Raw genomic sequence first — 14,235 nt, forward strand, 5'->3', positions numbered from 1 at the left:
ATCAAGCCTTCGACTCATCCGTGAATCGAAGGCTTGATATACGTTTAACTATTTCAAAAGCATAATTAAACTTCCAGCGATCATGAATAAATTTTCAGACAGTGATATAAATCCGAGAGGGACATTACTATCACCACCAACGCAGGCGCATTTTAGCTCTCGCTTATCTATATAGACAGCTTTAAATACTGAGATAGCGCCTACTGTTCCAATAAATAGAGAAAAGGGCGCTACCGCCAAGGCTGGTAATTGTGCAACCATTCCAATACCCGCATATGCCTCAACAAATGGATAAATATATCCGTACCGAATCCATTTCATCGCTAGTAAATCATATGTGATAAATGAATTGGTAAAGCTATACAAATCTTTGAGTTTTTGTACTGCGAGCATCGTCATAGAGAACGCGATAAAAAGCATCAGGGTTCGAGTGGATAAATATTCACCTGTAACAAAATGCTGAAAAGCCCAAGTCAATAACGCTGCTATGGAAAAGATTACAATTACGGGGGTGTAAGTGGTGCCCGTTTGACCTGCTTCTGCTTTACCGAAATATTTGCGCAAGTCGTCATATCCGCCTATTCGTTCATCATCAATAAAAGTTTGTGGTGTAGTTTTAACTCCGTACTTATCTTTAAACTTATCGGTATCTTCACGCGAAGTTAAATGGTTGTCTTCGACTTTATAACCTTCTCTTTTTAATAAGTCTTTTGAGCGCAACCCATAAGGACAGATATGATCGTTAGATACCATCCTGTAAACTATTGCGGTCTTACTCATCGTTATCTCCTTAATTTTCTTGACCTTTATTATTGGTAGTTACTTTAACGTTATCTTCATCAGAATAAACATTACAATTATCGAGGTTAGTATCATCGCTACAAATTTATGCATTTCATATGTAATATTTACTCGGTAATACGTATGTTTTGAAATATTTTCTTAAATAACTTCTATATTTCGAGATTATTAAAATACTTTCAATATTCGTACCAACGCGCAGGTGAGAAATTATTGGGTACTTCGTATCGATTTTTCCTTTATTAGTTTCAAAAAGTGCTCTCATTTAATTCTAATTATCTTTATTTAAAACCCAATAAACAGAAAACAATGCAAGCTCAATATGCATAAAAAAATCGAAATCATGTTTATTTATAAATAAATCATATGGTCAGTTAACATCAGTTAGATTTAAGTGCTATTTCTTCTTCCGACTATCAAAGCTGTCTTCGAAATATTCCACGAAATATAAACGAACAGCTCAAATTAAATGAAGTAAATCAAGTGAATATTAAAGAACTAATACCCGGTGAGTGTGAGTTTCATTACCAGATGAAAATGTACCACGGAGTTTTAAAGGTAATTTAAAATCAATTAATGGGTTATTTGCTTAATAACTCAAATCTCCCTTCTAGCTTGCCGTAAGCTCGTTGGAGCTTATCAAACTCTACTTCTTTAATTTCAAGTTGTTTGATACGACTCTCATTTGCTTCTAGTAACCCAAGTAGTCTTGAGTTTTCTGCCACTAGCTCTTCGTTTCTAGATTGCAAAACATCTATTTCAGCTTCTAGTTCGTCAATTTTATTGTCGCTTGATTCAATAGCGAGGCTTGCTTGATTTTCAGATTCCTCATATTCAAGGATTTTTGATTGGTAATCATCAATAGTTGATTTAACTCTTTTTTCTGCAACTTGTTGTGCGACTTTGTAGCTTTCCATTGCTAGCTTCTCAAGTTGATTTATAGCTGTTTGTTGGTTCTTCTCCAACTTTTCAGCTATTTCCGTTGGTAGTTCAATTTCTTCTACTTTTTCCTCAACTATTGATTCTTGTTGGGATAAATATTCAGACCAAACGATCTTAATACGCTCAGAACTTCCACCTTGCAACCTGTTTCGTATTGCAAATGGACTAACTAATTTACCTTCAGCGGTAATCGCTTTTCCAGCTTCAATTATCTGTTGATCTGAAAATTCAGCTCTTCTACCCATATCACCCTCAAAATAAGTTAATTAAGTTATTTAACTTAATTAACTTTAGTATGTTTTTTGATTTTTTCAATTAAATGTGCAAATAAAGTCACTTTTAGGCTGTTCGATAAAATATTGGATTATTTTGAACGTTTTATCTCGAATGTGAACGTATGTATATTTTTTAATTCGTTCATGTACGAAACTGTATTTGTTGACTTTCGTTCATCTGGTTGCTAGTGTGTACGAAAGTTATAGGTTTCGTACATATGAAAGTTGGTTTTGCACGAGTATCAACTCAAGAACAAGATTTAAATGTTCAATTATCTAAATTGAATGAATTCGGTTGTGAAAAAATTTTTCAAGGAAAGCAATCTGGTGCTTCTATCAAAAATGAAGAAAAGCTAAAGGAACTGATCGATTTTATTCGTGAAGGTGACGAAGTTATTGTTACTCGCCTTGATCGCCTTGGGCGATCATTAAAGTCCATTCTTGATTCTATTGATAGTATCCACAATAAGGGTGCTTGCTTAAATATCATTGACGGTTCACTTAATACTAGTAATGATAATCCTTTCTCAAACGCCATGATTAACTTGTGTGGAGTCTTCGCTCAACTTGAACGTGATTTAATAAAGTCGCGGACAGCAGAGGGTAGAGCTGATGCAAAAGCTAATGGTAAGCATATGGGGCGAACGCCTGCATTAAGTGATCAAAAAGCCCAAGAGTTATATAAAGCAAAACTAAAAGGCAAATCTATTTCAGCTCTCGCAAGAAAATTTGAAGTAAGCCGCCCAACGGTGCACCGCACTATTGAACGAATGGAACTGCAAAATAATAAATAAAAGGAGATGTTATGTGGTCGGATAAAGAATCAGATATCGATTTTTTAAACTTTAATGAAACGGCAGAATCGATTAAAGATCTTATAACTGAAAAGGGTTTGATGCCGATTTCCGTTGGTGTTTTTGGTGACTGGGGCGCAGGCAAGTCAACCATTTTAGAGCTTACAAAAAAATCATTAGAAGCTGACGAACAGGACTATATACAAGTCCACTTCGATGCATGGACATTTCAAGGTTACGATGACGCTAAAGCAGCATTACTCGAAACAATAGCAACCACTTTAGTTAATAAAGCTGCCGACGATAAAGACCTTAGTGCAAAAGCAAAAGAATTCGCTGGACGAATAGATAAAATTAGACTGATGGGGCTACTTATGGATGGCGGTGCAGCTCTAGCTGGTATACCCACTATGGGAGGTATGCAGAAGTTAATGGGCTTGTTCAGTGGCGGCGACGATGGTGAATTAGATGTTGGTGATGTAAAAGATGCTGCTGATGGAGTTCAAGATGTCGCAAAGAAAAACAAAGGATTGTTTAAAGGCAAAAAATCATTTTCACCTCCTAAAGAAATAAAAGAATTTCGAAAAGCATATTCTGAATTATTAAATGAATTTAATAAGCCACTCATCGTCTATGTAGACAATTTAGATCGCTGTTCGCCGTTTAATGCAATTTCAACACTTGAAGCAATTAGATTATTTTTGTTCTTACCAAATACTGCATTTGTAATTGCCGCCGATGAAGACATGATCCGCTTGGCTGTACCGGAATATCACAAAGGTGCATCTCAACGACATCAAACTGATTATTTAGACAAGCTAATTCAAATTCCCGTACATGTTCCAAGACCCGGTGTTGTTGAGATAAGAGCGTACTTAATGATGCTCACTGCGCAAGATCATGGAGTAGGAAAAGATCAATTAGAAATTATAAGAAGTGCTCTTGAAGAGTCTTTACGTTTTTCGTGGAAACAGCCACAAATTACAGTTGATGAACTACTTCAAGATCGGGAAATAGAGGGGCATACGGAGCTAAGAGGCAAATTTGTGGTTGCTGAACAGTTGGCCCCATTGTTAGCCGAATCTACAAATATTAATGGTAATCCTCGAATAGTTAAGCGCTTACTAAACCAAGTAAAAATGAGAAAGAAAACCGCTCACCGACGAGGTATGCAACTTGATGAAAAAACAATTACCAAGCTGGTTCTTTTTGAGAGATGTTTGGGGACGCAAGCTACGAATAAGCTATACGAGTTAATTGATAAAGAAAATGGTAGTCCCAAAGTATTAGCTGATTTGGAAAACCCTAAAATTGAGTTTGATGATATTGACTTGCCAGAAGAATGGAAGTTGGATCTGGCTTTTCTCGATAAATGGTCGAAGTTACAACCGATGTTTGCTGAAAAGAACTTAACTTCGGCGGCGTACTTAAGTCGTGAAAGTATACCTATGGGTGTTGTTAACGCGGTGATGTCTGGAGCCGCTCAAAAACTTGTAGAAGAGTTGATGAAGCAGAAAGTTAGAGTTAGCGGTGTTAACTCTAATGCTATTTTCGCTACTCCAAAGGAAGAATACATGTCTGTAATGGACGGTATGATTGAAAACCTTAAGTTGGTTGGAGACTGGACTGAAATGCCTATAGGAATGTATGGAGCCGTGCTACTTGCTAAGCAAGATGATAAATGCCGCTTAAACTTCCTGACATTTTTAAAAAGTTTACCTCGCCAAAGATGGTTTAAGCCAATTTTAACAGAACTAGAAGGAACTAAGTAATATGGGTACTTCAGCATCATCAACAGGACCGAATAATAAAAGTCCGCTTGTACCATCATGGGCAGAACAAGGTGATCCCGTAACAACAGAGCCTGCGTCAGGCACTGATGGGGATGATCAAGCTGGTTCTGATAATGATCAACCCGATAACCAGAATAACGATATTGATAACGATAAGGTCCAGCAAGAAATTGGTGGTTCACCTACGGCAGTGCCACCTCCAAATAGGTTTGCCAGTGCTAGAAGGGCTTTTGGTAAATATGCTCAATCAGGCGGTTCATCGTCAGACCTTAGAAGCTCATTAAAAAGCTATTCTAAAAAAGGTTCAGGCGGAGGAAAAAGTACAAGCCGTAGGCTCGCTAGTGGTATTACTGCGGGTTCTGGCTTACTAGGTGTCATGCGTGGTGACACTGTAACGGTTAACAGTCAAAGTTTGTCGCTTGGTGATTTAAGTGGGTTATCGACAGACCAAGCAATTGACAAAATTGCGACTCATTTGGCTCCTGACAATGCAGATTCTGATGCAGTTAGAATTGCACTAGACTACGCACTAGAAGAAGCGTTGCCTGATACAGAAGAGTTTGATCCAAATTGTTTTACAGATGAAGTTATCCAAGAGGCTATTGGCTGCTATTTAACAGATCTTATTTTTCAAGATGTGGTCGAAGGTATGGGGCGTGCTTGGTTTCATGTTGAACCAGCAAGTAAACATCACCAAATGGAAGTTGAACTAAGGGAATTGATAAAAGTGATTACACAAGAGAAGTTGGACAAAGTTACCGATGGCAACCCCAGCAGTATTAGCAAGGATAATATAACCAAAATACAAGCTGATGCTATTGCAATGACGGTAGATGAATGGGAGAGCTTTGATGACTAATTTCTATTTTAATCATGACCCTTCGAATTTACCTGCATTCACGGAAGACTGTCACCCTGTTCAGATATTTCATACACATCAACATGACATTAATAAACATAGTTTAGCTTCTCGACAATTACTTCAAACTGTACGTGACTTGGGTCTAAACGTAGATGCCGATGTAATTGATTTGGTTACTATTGCAACAGCAGTCACTGCTGCTGATACATTTGAACAAAGAGAAAAAGCGGAAAATGCATGGGCGAGGAAAATGCATTTACATGTTCCAGTAACAGATGATGATATGTGGAACTTTAACGAGCCAGAATTAAGCTCATTATTAAATTTTTTGACTGGCGATCAATGGCAATTCACGTTTGAAAAAACCACAATGTTAATGCCAAAGCCTAAAACAAGTGAGCAAGCAAAAGCTAAAGCGAAATCACTGATTGGGTTAAATTCTGTTTGTCTCTTTTCTGGTGGCTTAGACAGTGCTGTTGGGGCTATTGATATTCTTAATGGGAAATCTGACCTTAAACCACTGCTTGTTAGCCATGCATACCGTGGTGATGGCGCTAAACAGCAAGAAATCAAACAACTATTATCCCCGCCTTTCGGCGAAATTTCCTATTCAGTCTCTCCACATATTATTAAGAGGCTGGAAGGAAAAACTGATATTAGTATGAGAGGTAGAAGTTTCAATTTTCTAGCAGTGGCTGTTTTAGGTATATCAGCTTTAAGGAATGCAAACTGTGATAGCAGCATTGAAACTATTGTAGTGCCAGAAAACGGTTATATCTCCATAAACCCTCCTTTGACGAGAAGACGTATCGGTAGCCATAGCACCAGAACAACACATCCAAACTTCCTTGAGCGTTTCGAGTCGCTGCTTAAGGATACAGGCTTTAATGTGAAATTTATAAACCCCTACCAGTTCAAGACAAAGGGGGAAATGCTAGCTGAGTGTGCGGACCAAAAGGCTATTAAAAATGCCGTACCGCTAAGTGTCTCGTGTAGCCATTGGCATCGAGATAATAAGCAATGCGGGCACTGTGTACCTTGCCTAATTAGAAGAGCATCGGTTTATCATGCCGGGTTTACAGATGATGCTGAATATAAGACGAAGCGATTGAAAGGTCTTATCAAAGAGAAAGATACAAGAGATGACTTGCAAGCTGTTCAAACGGCCATTATTAGGTTGAAAAAAACTGATAATTACCGTTCTTGGCTTCGTAGTTCAGGATCTATTCCTCAGGATAGTAACATTCGTGACAAACTTGAATCTACAATTCAAAGAGGTTTGGCTGAAGTAAAAACATTCTTGGACTCGGAAAAGTAATCGTGATGGATATGCATTGTCATGTGGATTTGTATTCAGATCATGACGTAGTTTTGGATGACATAAAGCAATGTAACTATTATGTACTATCTGTCACAACAGTGCCTTCGGCATTTGAAGGTACTGTTAATCTGACAAGAGATATAAAAAATTGTAGGACAGCTTTAGGATTACACCCCCAATTAGCCCACGAACGGAAAAATGAGCTACCGCTGTTCGACAAGCTTGTTTCAAAAACTAGATATATCGGTGAAATAGGTCTTGATGGATCACGAGGGTATAAAGAACACTTTGATGATCAGCTATTAGTTTTTAATCACATTCTACAAAAATGTGAGCAATACCATGACAAGATATTAACGATCCATAGTTTAAACGCAGTAAATGAGGTGCTAGATTGCCTGCGTAATCATCGGCAGGCAGGCATACCTATTCTTCACTGGTTTTTAGCTACGAAGAAGCAAGTTGAAGATGCGATAGAACTAGGTTGTTACTTTTCCATAGGGCCAGCAATGCTTGCTTCTGCTAGAGCGAGAAAAGTTATATCTTGGATATCTCAGGACAGAGTCTTGTTAGAGACTGACGGGCCATTTGCTAAATTTGATGGTAAAGTTCTTGTTCCTTCAGACGCAGGGCTTCTAGTCGAATATTTATCTATTGAATGGAATAATAGTAAAACTCAAGTGCTAAATAAGTTATCAACAAATTTTAAATGTTTAGTTTCCGAAAGTTGATCTTCCGCAAGTCGGCGACAGAAGCCGACTTGGAGCTAAATAAATAGTAACTTCTTAATTTCAGGTCTCATTTTAGAAATTAAAGCATTTAATTGAGCTTCTACGTCCTTTTTTTCCAGTCCTTTATTTTCTTTCTTAACCTTAGATATCTCTTCAACCAACTCACCTTTGGAAGACTCATATTTGCCACGTGATCTCCCGCTAAACTTTTTGAGCCTTTCCTCCTTCTCTTTTGCTAGTTGGAGATTTATTTGTTCAAAGAAGGTTTTAATATCGTCAAAACGACTTAAACTGGTAACATTAGTATGTTTTATTCCTGCTTTTGTCGAAGCTTCTCGCATTGAAAATGTATACGACTTCTTCTTCTTAAAGTCACCTTTCAGGCGGTGCCTATTAATAAAGTCTCTTTTTTCCTCTTCAAGAACTAAGAAAGCCTTATATATTTTGATCGAGCAATTTTTATCGGAAACCCAGTCGGGTTTTTCGTCTGCTTTATCTTCGAAGTAGTCAATCATATATAAGACGCCTTTCTAGCTATGATTGGGGTTAAGATATCAAGTACTTTATGTAGTGGGTCAAGACTTTTAATATGCTTGAACGCATTGTAAACGAAATCAAATGATTCTTTCAGAAATGCTTTAGGGATAGACTCACTATCATTAAGCAATGCTACATCTTTCATAATCATAAAATAGATATAATCTATGTTAGTTATCTGAGTTAGGTTATTGCTACAACCTAAGCAATACTTCGGTGCGGCTTTTTCCCTTCTTGGAATGCCATTTTCAGCACATTTAGCTTTTGCTTGATTTCTCCTTTTCAATAAACAAAACCCCCAAGGATTTGCTTTAATAGACACAAACTCGGATGCAATAAATTGCTCAAGGTCCGTTTCAAAGGTTTTCAAATTAACAACTTTTGTCTTTTTAACTGCACGTCTTAAATAGCTAGATAGTTTTCCTGCGTATCCTTGGCCATTTTTCTCTATGAACGACTTTACAACGGAATTAATTACATCTAGTTTGGCTTTGTCATTAATAGGGCCATTTGCTTTATCAGCTATGTAAGCCAACCACATAGATGGACTAATGTGTTTGAACTGGCTTCTAATCATCCAGCCTATATCACCATCAAATCTTCTATAGACAGCTTCTGCCCACATATGTCTTAAGGCATGTGGGGTAGGGTAAATGCAGTCTGATACTAGCTCACTCGAAAGCTGCTTTGTTAGCGGCGCAGTTGGCTTGTCAGTTATTTGACTGATATAGGCCTTAGTTTCTTCACTAAAGTTCTCATCAAGAATGGACATTATTTCAGGTGAAAGAGTCCGGTCTCTATATCTAATGACCCAGTCCTTTTTCGCTTTAGTGTCATTATTCATTAAGTGGAACCTGACTACTGGTAATTCTTTTCTTGCCCTAGCTTTTGCTTTTTTTAGCATTGTATCTTGATCAAATTGTTCCCAACTTTCATCGATATATTTTTTTTCTAACTCTCTCAGTTTTTTGAAATCGTTATGAGGTATACATACACCTTCTTTAACTTTGTGCTGAAGATCTTCCAGTAATTCTATTTGCTCAACAATATTGAAAGGTGCATAGTGAGTTACAAAATGGACCCACATTGATTGTACTGCTCTTTGTAAAGGAGTGGCTGAAGCAGTTGGCTTTTTATTTGAACTTTCAATAGTGTATAAGCAAGGCATATTTTTTTTACTGCCAATAAAATCTTTTATCAATTTTATTTTTGAGAAAGTCCCATAGGTAATTTCACGATCTAAGCGCTTATCACCATGTGTTTTAGGCACCTCCCAGTTGACCACGTAGCGGTTTGGAAAGCGCTCTTGGTCAATGAAATCAAGATTGTTTTCAATCTTTATAGCGTCAAAGTTAAAACCAAATTCACTTTCTCTCCATCCTAAGTTTGACGCAATTTCAGTAAAACCAGCAGCCAGAACTTTTCTATAAAATTGAATGATATAACCGTTTCCAGACCCTGTTGGTTCTTCAAGACCTATGCCGATGTAAAAGTCTTTGGTAGGCAGCTTTTGCTTATCTCCAATTTGATTATGATTAACACCTATTCTTTCGCCCAATGTTTGAGAATATGAATGATAGACCTTATCGTAAGTGATATTGTCATTATCTATATCATCAATCCAACGTTTGATTTTTTCAGACTCTTCACTATACACCAGATGATCGCAAATGAAATTCAGCTTATCGACTTGGCTTTCAGTTAAATCTTCTATTCCTAGATGAGTAAAGAAATCAATTCTGGCCACTCTATCCAACTTATTCATATGTGTATCATATTTTGTTAAGTAAGATAGAAAACGAGCTTCTACCATTTTTTTTAAGGCTCTAGTTTTATCGAGGTTTATACTCCGTCCTTTCGCTATTTCTTCGGGGGACAAATTTAACAAACATAGACTTACATAAGGCTTTGTGTCACGGTTTACAGGCCACCCAGCTTGCACGATCAATTCATCTGCATCCTGAAGGGTGTCATAAAGTGCTCTAGCTAAAGCGTAATGTTTGTTAAAAAACAAAGCGCAGTGCTCTATATAGTACTTTCCATAGTCTAATTTAAGATAGTTGAAAGATTTTCCTGCCTTCCAGTCTTTCATAGACATTTCGCCAGATGAAAGGTATTCAATTATTTTCTTTTCAGCTTGAGTGACGCCTTTGGTATTAATGCTAGCATGAGCTAACGAAAATTCGTTTCTTGAAATAAGGGACTGTTTAATGTTACTTACTGAAGCGAACATCCTGTATGTAGCATAAGACTTAAAGTTAAGTATTTTTAGGACTTTGTTTTTATCGTATGTATGAGTCAGCAAATATTCAATGTACTGTTCAATATTTTTCTTATCAATAACAGTGGTTTTGTTTTTAACAAGAAAGTGAACCATTAAACAAAGTCCATTAAATGCTGTGCGATAAGACGCACAACTCGTAAAGCTTTGTGTAGCTTCTAACCAATAGATTTTTATAGCAACAAGAGTCTGATTCACTCTTTCCTTGAAGGTTTCCGAGTTTTTCAATAACTGGTAAAGCGGCGCATAGTTAAATACATATAGTTGCTTATCTGACCTGAATTTCCACTCAAGGCTCAAGAAGTCATTATCAACATTACTTAATCGCGTTGAAAGACGAGCTTGCAACTCATCATAGTCTAAACCTTCTATCGCTGGGGTGTGATGCGAGAGTGAACTTTGATAATTCATTATGCGACTCCTCCTTGTAACTCGTTTTCAAATAGGTCTGGGAGTCTACTTTCTAGCTCTTTGTGTTTTTTATAAGTTTCTGAAAGTAGAGATTTGTTTGAAAATCGTTGAAGAGTATCCTCTATCCACAAGGTCCTAGGTAACACTTCTGATTCAAAAAATGGAAGGTTACGTTCAGCAAGTACAGCTCCAAACCTTTCTACTTGGCTAAGGTAGTGAATCATATTAAAGGCTGTTTCTTTGCTTTCAATTATAATGTGATCTCCAAACTTTTCATCTTCTACCTTTGCATTTACAGCAATACCAAGTGTATTTATTTCGTAATTTTCGTCATTAGAAGTTTTTCGAAGTGATGTCTGCAATTGCATATCACGAGCTTTCTTTAATATTTTTGTAATGCTTGGTTTAAACAGGTTCTCTGATATATCGTTCATTACCAGTCTTGATATACGACCTCTTTGATTAATTGCGTCTTTGTTGGCTTCTCCGATATAACTTAATCTTTCTACTTCAGCATTGTGAGAGTTTTGATTTACTAGGTCACTTTCACGATACAAGTCATAACGACTGTGAACCGATGAATTCTTGATATGCGAAAGTTTGAATAATGAGACAGGAACAGCATCACTATACCTCTGTGTATATACCTTTCGAGGTTCATCAATTTTATCCCTATTCTCTTGATAGAAAGCCTCAAAAGCAGGTGCAGTAGATTTATCAAGTGCGAGATATGCTTTTAAAAAGATCGGTTCAACTTTTCTTTTCCTATGTTCTTCAATAACTAATTTCTTAATCACTTTGTCATCTAATATACGAGTTAGAAGTGCTGAATAGCTTGGTTGAGCTTCACCTTCATTATTTCGCGTAACGTATCTGAAAGCGTGAATTTTATTATTCGAGAATAAATTTTTTCGTGACTTTTCTATATTTACAAAATAACTTTCTAGAGCTTTTGACTCTGCGAGCTGACCATCTAAAATAGGGTGACTATGTATGACGTCGCTTCGAGACTTATACGATTGACTGAAAATAGATATTAGTTTACCTGATTTGTTGTATTCACGAATGAACTGTCCTATTTGTCCATTACTAACATCACTTGGTTGTATACATAGCGTTGATAATATCCATGCCGCTAAAAGTTCTTCCAACGGGTTGGTAGCTTCAAGGTAGTTAGGCTCGAAAAGTAATGGGCAATTAAAGTTCTGCTTTTTTTGGATGTTTTCCTCTGAATATTGTAGAGGAGGCTGACTCAAAGGATGAATGGATAGTTTATGCTCCAACTTCGTGAAGACTGCTTTATTAAAAGCGTCCAATTTAAGAATTCTATAAGTTGTTGAGTTCTCTTTACTAATTGTTTCACTATGTTCATAGTGTTTGTGGACTAACCAAAACAAAGAGCTAGAGTATTTTCTTCTTGCATGTGTGGTGACTTTCTTAAAAATCTTATCACTATCTATTTTTTCAAGTTCTGAGTTTTCTATACTTTCAGTATCGATCAGTGAATAGCTGTTTACTGAGTTATAGGTCAGTATTGAGTTTATTTCCTCTTTTGCAGATAAAAGTATTTGAAGTACAGTACCAACTGTTATTTTGAAGCTATCCATCAAGATCTTTGCACTTTCTAGTTTCAAGTATGCCTGCTCTCCCATAATTGGTCTTAACCAAGGTAAGCTAAACCATGAACTTAAAGTTATTTGAGATCTACCTTCCGACGCACTTAAAGTCGTACTCTCCAGCAACATTAAAAGGTAATAGTATTGGTCGTCAGAAAGGTGAATTGAGCCTAACCCGTGTTTCATTATTACTATTAATTTGTCTAGTCCTGTTGATTGAGGTAAAAGTCCACGCTCATTAATGCGAAATACTTCATACTGGTGAAGTACGTCATAGCGGGCAATAGAGTCGATCTCAAAGGTGTTTAACCAAATTAAGAAATCTCGAACACTTCTGACATGAGATCTGGTTTTCGCTTGTTCATTAAAGTAGTCCGATATCATTCCATCAGCGATGGCTAGAAAAATAGCTTCAGAAAATGTATTGAAGATCTTTTCATTTGGGCCAATAAAGTGCTTGTGTCCTAAATTATCAAAAATAGCAATTCGACGAGGGCGCGGATCGATTAACTTGGGTTTGTTTGGTAGTAGCGCCTTAAAACCTTCTTTATGCTCTTTTCTAATAATATCAATATAGTTAATACAGTCGTTTGCAGCGACCTCTGAAACGGAAAAGATATGAGGATTTTCTATCAAATTCTCTTTCATGCTGCTTTCTCCACAATGTTCATATAATCGCGCATCACAATATACCGAACGGTAGTTTTATATGCGTCGCCGTATTTATTAAGTGCATGCCCTAAAGCATTGGCGACTTCTCTTATTGCGTCATTTTTTCCTTGTCCCTCTTTAATTTTTTTATCGTAAAGTAAAGTTGCAAATGTATGACGTAAACAATGGAATGAGTGATATTCTTTTAGGGCGGTTACGTTAGTTTTTAATTGTCTGAATACGGTGCTTGCATGCTTCGTCGATATCGCTTTGCCGAAATGACTTTTAGCTGCATTTAAAAGTAACCCATTTGGTTCTGGATATTTACTTAGTGCAATAATATCAGCACGCTCAGTTGCAATATATGATTCGATGTCTCTTACCATATTTCTTGGTATATAAAGAAGTCTCGATTTCCCACCTTTCGTGTATTTAGATTTAAGTTGGTATTCGAAGTACTCAGTTCGAATTGGATAGCTAGATGTATCCTTTTCTTCTTTTTTGTATTGTTCGATAAGTTCTGATAAGCCGCCTTTACCATTAAGAATTAAACCAGCACATTCTTTAGCTCTTAAGCCTAAATGATATCCGCACTGTATGACCAAATTATCCGCTTTGGTTTTCGAAGCTAAAAGCAGTTCTTTTATTATACTTGAATGGATGTATTTGATTTGAAAGTTCTGTGCTTCTTTTTCTAATAGTTTTTTTCTTACTTCTTTCTTTATCTTAAATGAGCGCTGGTTTGTAATTCCTAAGTGAGTAAGGAAGTTATAGTAAGCAGTAATAGCTGACTTCATACCTTTCAATGTTGTGTACTTTTCGATTTTATCTGGATATTCATAATTTAGAAATAAACTGATATCTTCATTATCAGCTATTTCAGTACAGTGCTCTAGCTCGTCATCAGGTAAAGAATTAGATTCACAATACTCAAGATACTTCAGTAAATGGCTGAGATAAGTTGTTTCGGTGTTATGAGATACATCACATCTTGTTAGGATAGTTTTTTCTTTAAACTCAGAAGTTTTAAACCTGTCAATACTAGAAATAGTTTTGAAAGAAAAGACTGTGCCTGTGCGGGTTAAGTCTATCGAAAATAGTAAAGGTAAAACTATTAAGTTCCCATCGTTATCGTAAAAGACGTGTAACTCATCGATTAGTTCACCGTTAATGGTAATGTTTGTATACTTAACTTTTTTCATTTATTGCTCTTATTTTAT

At 36.6% G+C, this 14,235-nt stretch carries 11 protein-coding genes; 5 read left to right on the top strand and 6 right to left on the bottom strand.

Annotated features, from left to right (window positions below; genetic code table 11):
* Positions 1-48: 48 nt before the first annotated feature.
* Positions 49-780: a MauE/DoxX family redox-associated membrane protein gene (locus Q0688_RS21815; protein ID WP_299082386.1), complete on the bottom strand. Its 732-nt coding sequence runs from the start codon at positions 778-780 to the stop codon at positions 49-51.
* A gap of 602 nt (positions 781-1,382) precedes the next feature.
* The gene (locus Q0688_RS21820; RefSeq protein WP_235312866.1) at positions 1,383-1,988 is read right to left on the bottom strand and encodes a DNA-binding protein; all 606 of its coding nucleotides are present in this window, start codon (positions 1,986-1,988) and stop codon (positions 1,383-1,385) included.
* 248 nt (positions 1,989-2,236) lie between these two features.
* Here Q0688_RS21820 and Q0688_RS21825 point away from each other — a divergent pair, with 248 nt between their 5' ends.
* From Q0688_RS21825 to qatD, 5 genes are read left to right on the top strand one after another with little or no spacing between them, the layout of a single operon-like run.
* Positions 2,237-2,812: a recombinase family protein gene (locus tag Q0688_RS21825; protein WP_299082388.1), complete on the top strand. Its 576-nt coding sequence runs from the start codon at positions 2,237-2,239 to the stop codon at positions 2,810-2,812.
* Between the two features lie 11 nt (positions 2,813-2,823).
* Positions 2,824-4,584 carry a P-loop NTPase fold protein gene (locus Q0688_RS21830; RefSeq protein WP_299082390.1) on the top strand — a complete coding sequence of 587 codons (1,761 nt, stop codon included), beginning with the start codon at positions 2,824-2,826 and terminating at the stop codon, positions 4,582-4,584.
* A 1-nt stretch (position 4,585) separates the two neighbouring features.
* Positions 4,586-5,464: a hypothetical protein gene (locus tag Q0688_RS21835; protein ID WP_299082392.1), complete on the top strand. Its 879-nt coding sequence runs from the start codon at positions 4,586-4,588 to the stop codon at positions 5,462-5,464.
* Positions 5,457-6,785 (top strand): Qat anti-phage system QueC-like protein QatC, encoded by a 1,329-nt coding sequence (gene qatC / locus Q0688_RS21840; protein ID WP_299082394.1) that lies wholly within the window; start codon positions 5,457-5,459, stop codon positions 6,783-6,785. The genes Q0688_RS21835 and qatC overlap by 8 nt, the downstream gene beginning before the upstream one ends.
* Positions 6,786-6,790: 5 nt before the next feature.
* The gene (gene qatD / locus Q0688_RS21845) at positions 6,791-7,519 is read left to right on the top strand and encodes a Qat anti-phage system TatD family nuclease QatD (protein WP_299082396.1); all 729 of its coding nucleotides are present in this window, start codon (positions 6,791-6,793) and stop codon (positions 7,517-7,519) included.
* A gap of 35 nt (positions 7,520-7,554) precedes the next feature.
* Here the strand turns inward: qatD and Q0688_RS21850 are convergent, their stop codons facing one another.
* From Q0688_RS21850 to Q0688_RS21865, 4 genes are read right to left on the bottom strand one after another with little or no spacing between them, the layout of a single operon-like run.
* Positions 7,555-8,034: a hypothetical protein gene (locus Q0688_RS21850; RefSeq protein WP_299082398.1), complete on the bottom strand. Its 480-nt coding sequence runs from the start codon at positions 8,032-8,034 to the stop codon at positions 7,555-7,557.
* Positions 8,031-10,748 carry a hypothetical protein gene (locus Q0688_RS21855; protein ID WP_299082401.1) on the bottom strand — a complete coding sequence of 906 codons (2,718 nt, stop codon included), beginning with the start codon at positions 10,746-10,748 and terminating at the stop codon, positions 8,031-8,033. The genes Q0688_RS21850 and Q0688_RS21855 overlap by 4 nt, the downstream gene beginning before the upstream one ends.
* Positions 10,748-13,012, bottom strand: a complete 2,265-nt coding sequence (locus Q0688_RS21860) for a hypothetical protein (protein WP_299082403.1) — start codon at positions 13,010-13,012, stop codon at positions 10,748-10,750. Before Q0688_RS21860 ends, Q0688_RS21855 begins: the two co-directional genes overlap by 1 nt.
* A complete protein-coding gene (locus tag Q0688_RS21865; RefSeq protein WP_299082405.1) occupies positions 13,009-14,217 on the bottom strand; it encodes a site-specific integrase in 1,209 nt (402 codons plus the stop codon). Before Q0688_RS21865 ends, Q0688_RS21860 begins: the two co-directional genes overlap by 4 nt.
* Positions 14,218-14,235: the final 18 nt, after the last annotated feature.

The organism is uncultured Paraglaciecola sp., assembly GCF_937123705.1.
Lineage (GTDB): Bacteria > Pseudomonadota > Gammaproteobacteria > Enterobacterales > Alteromonadaceae > Paraglaciecola.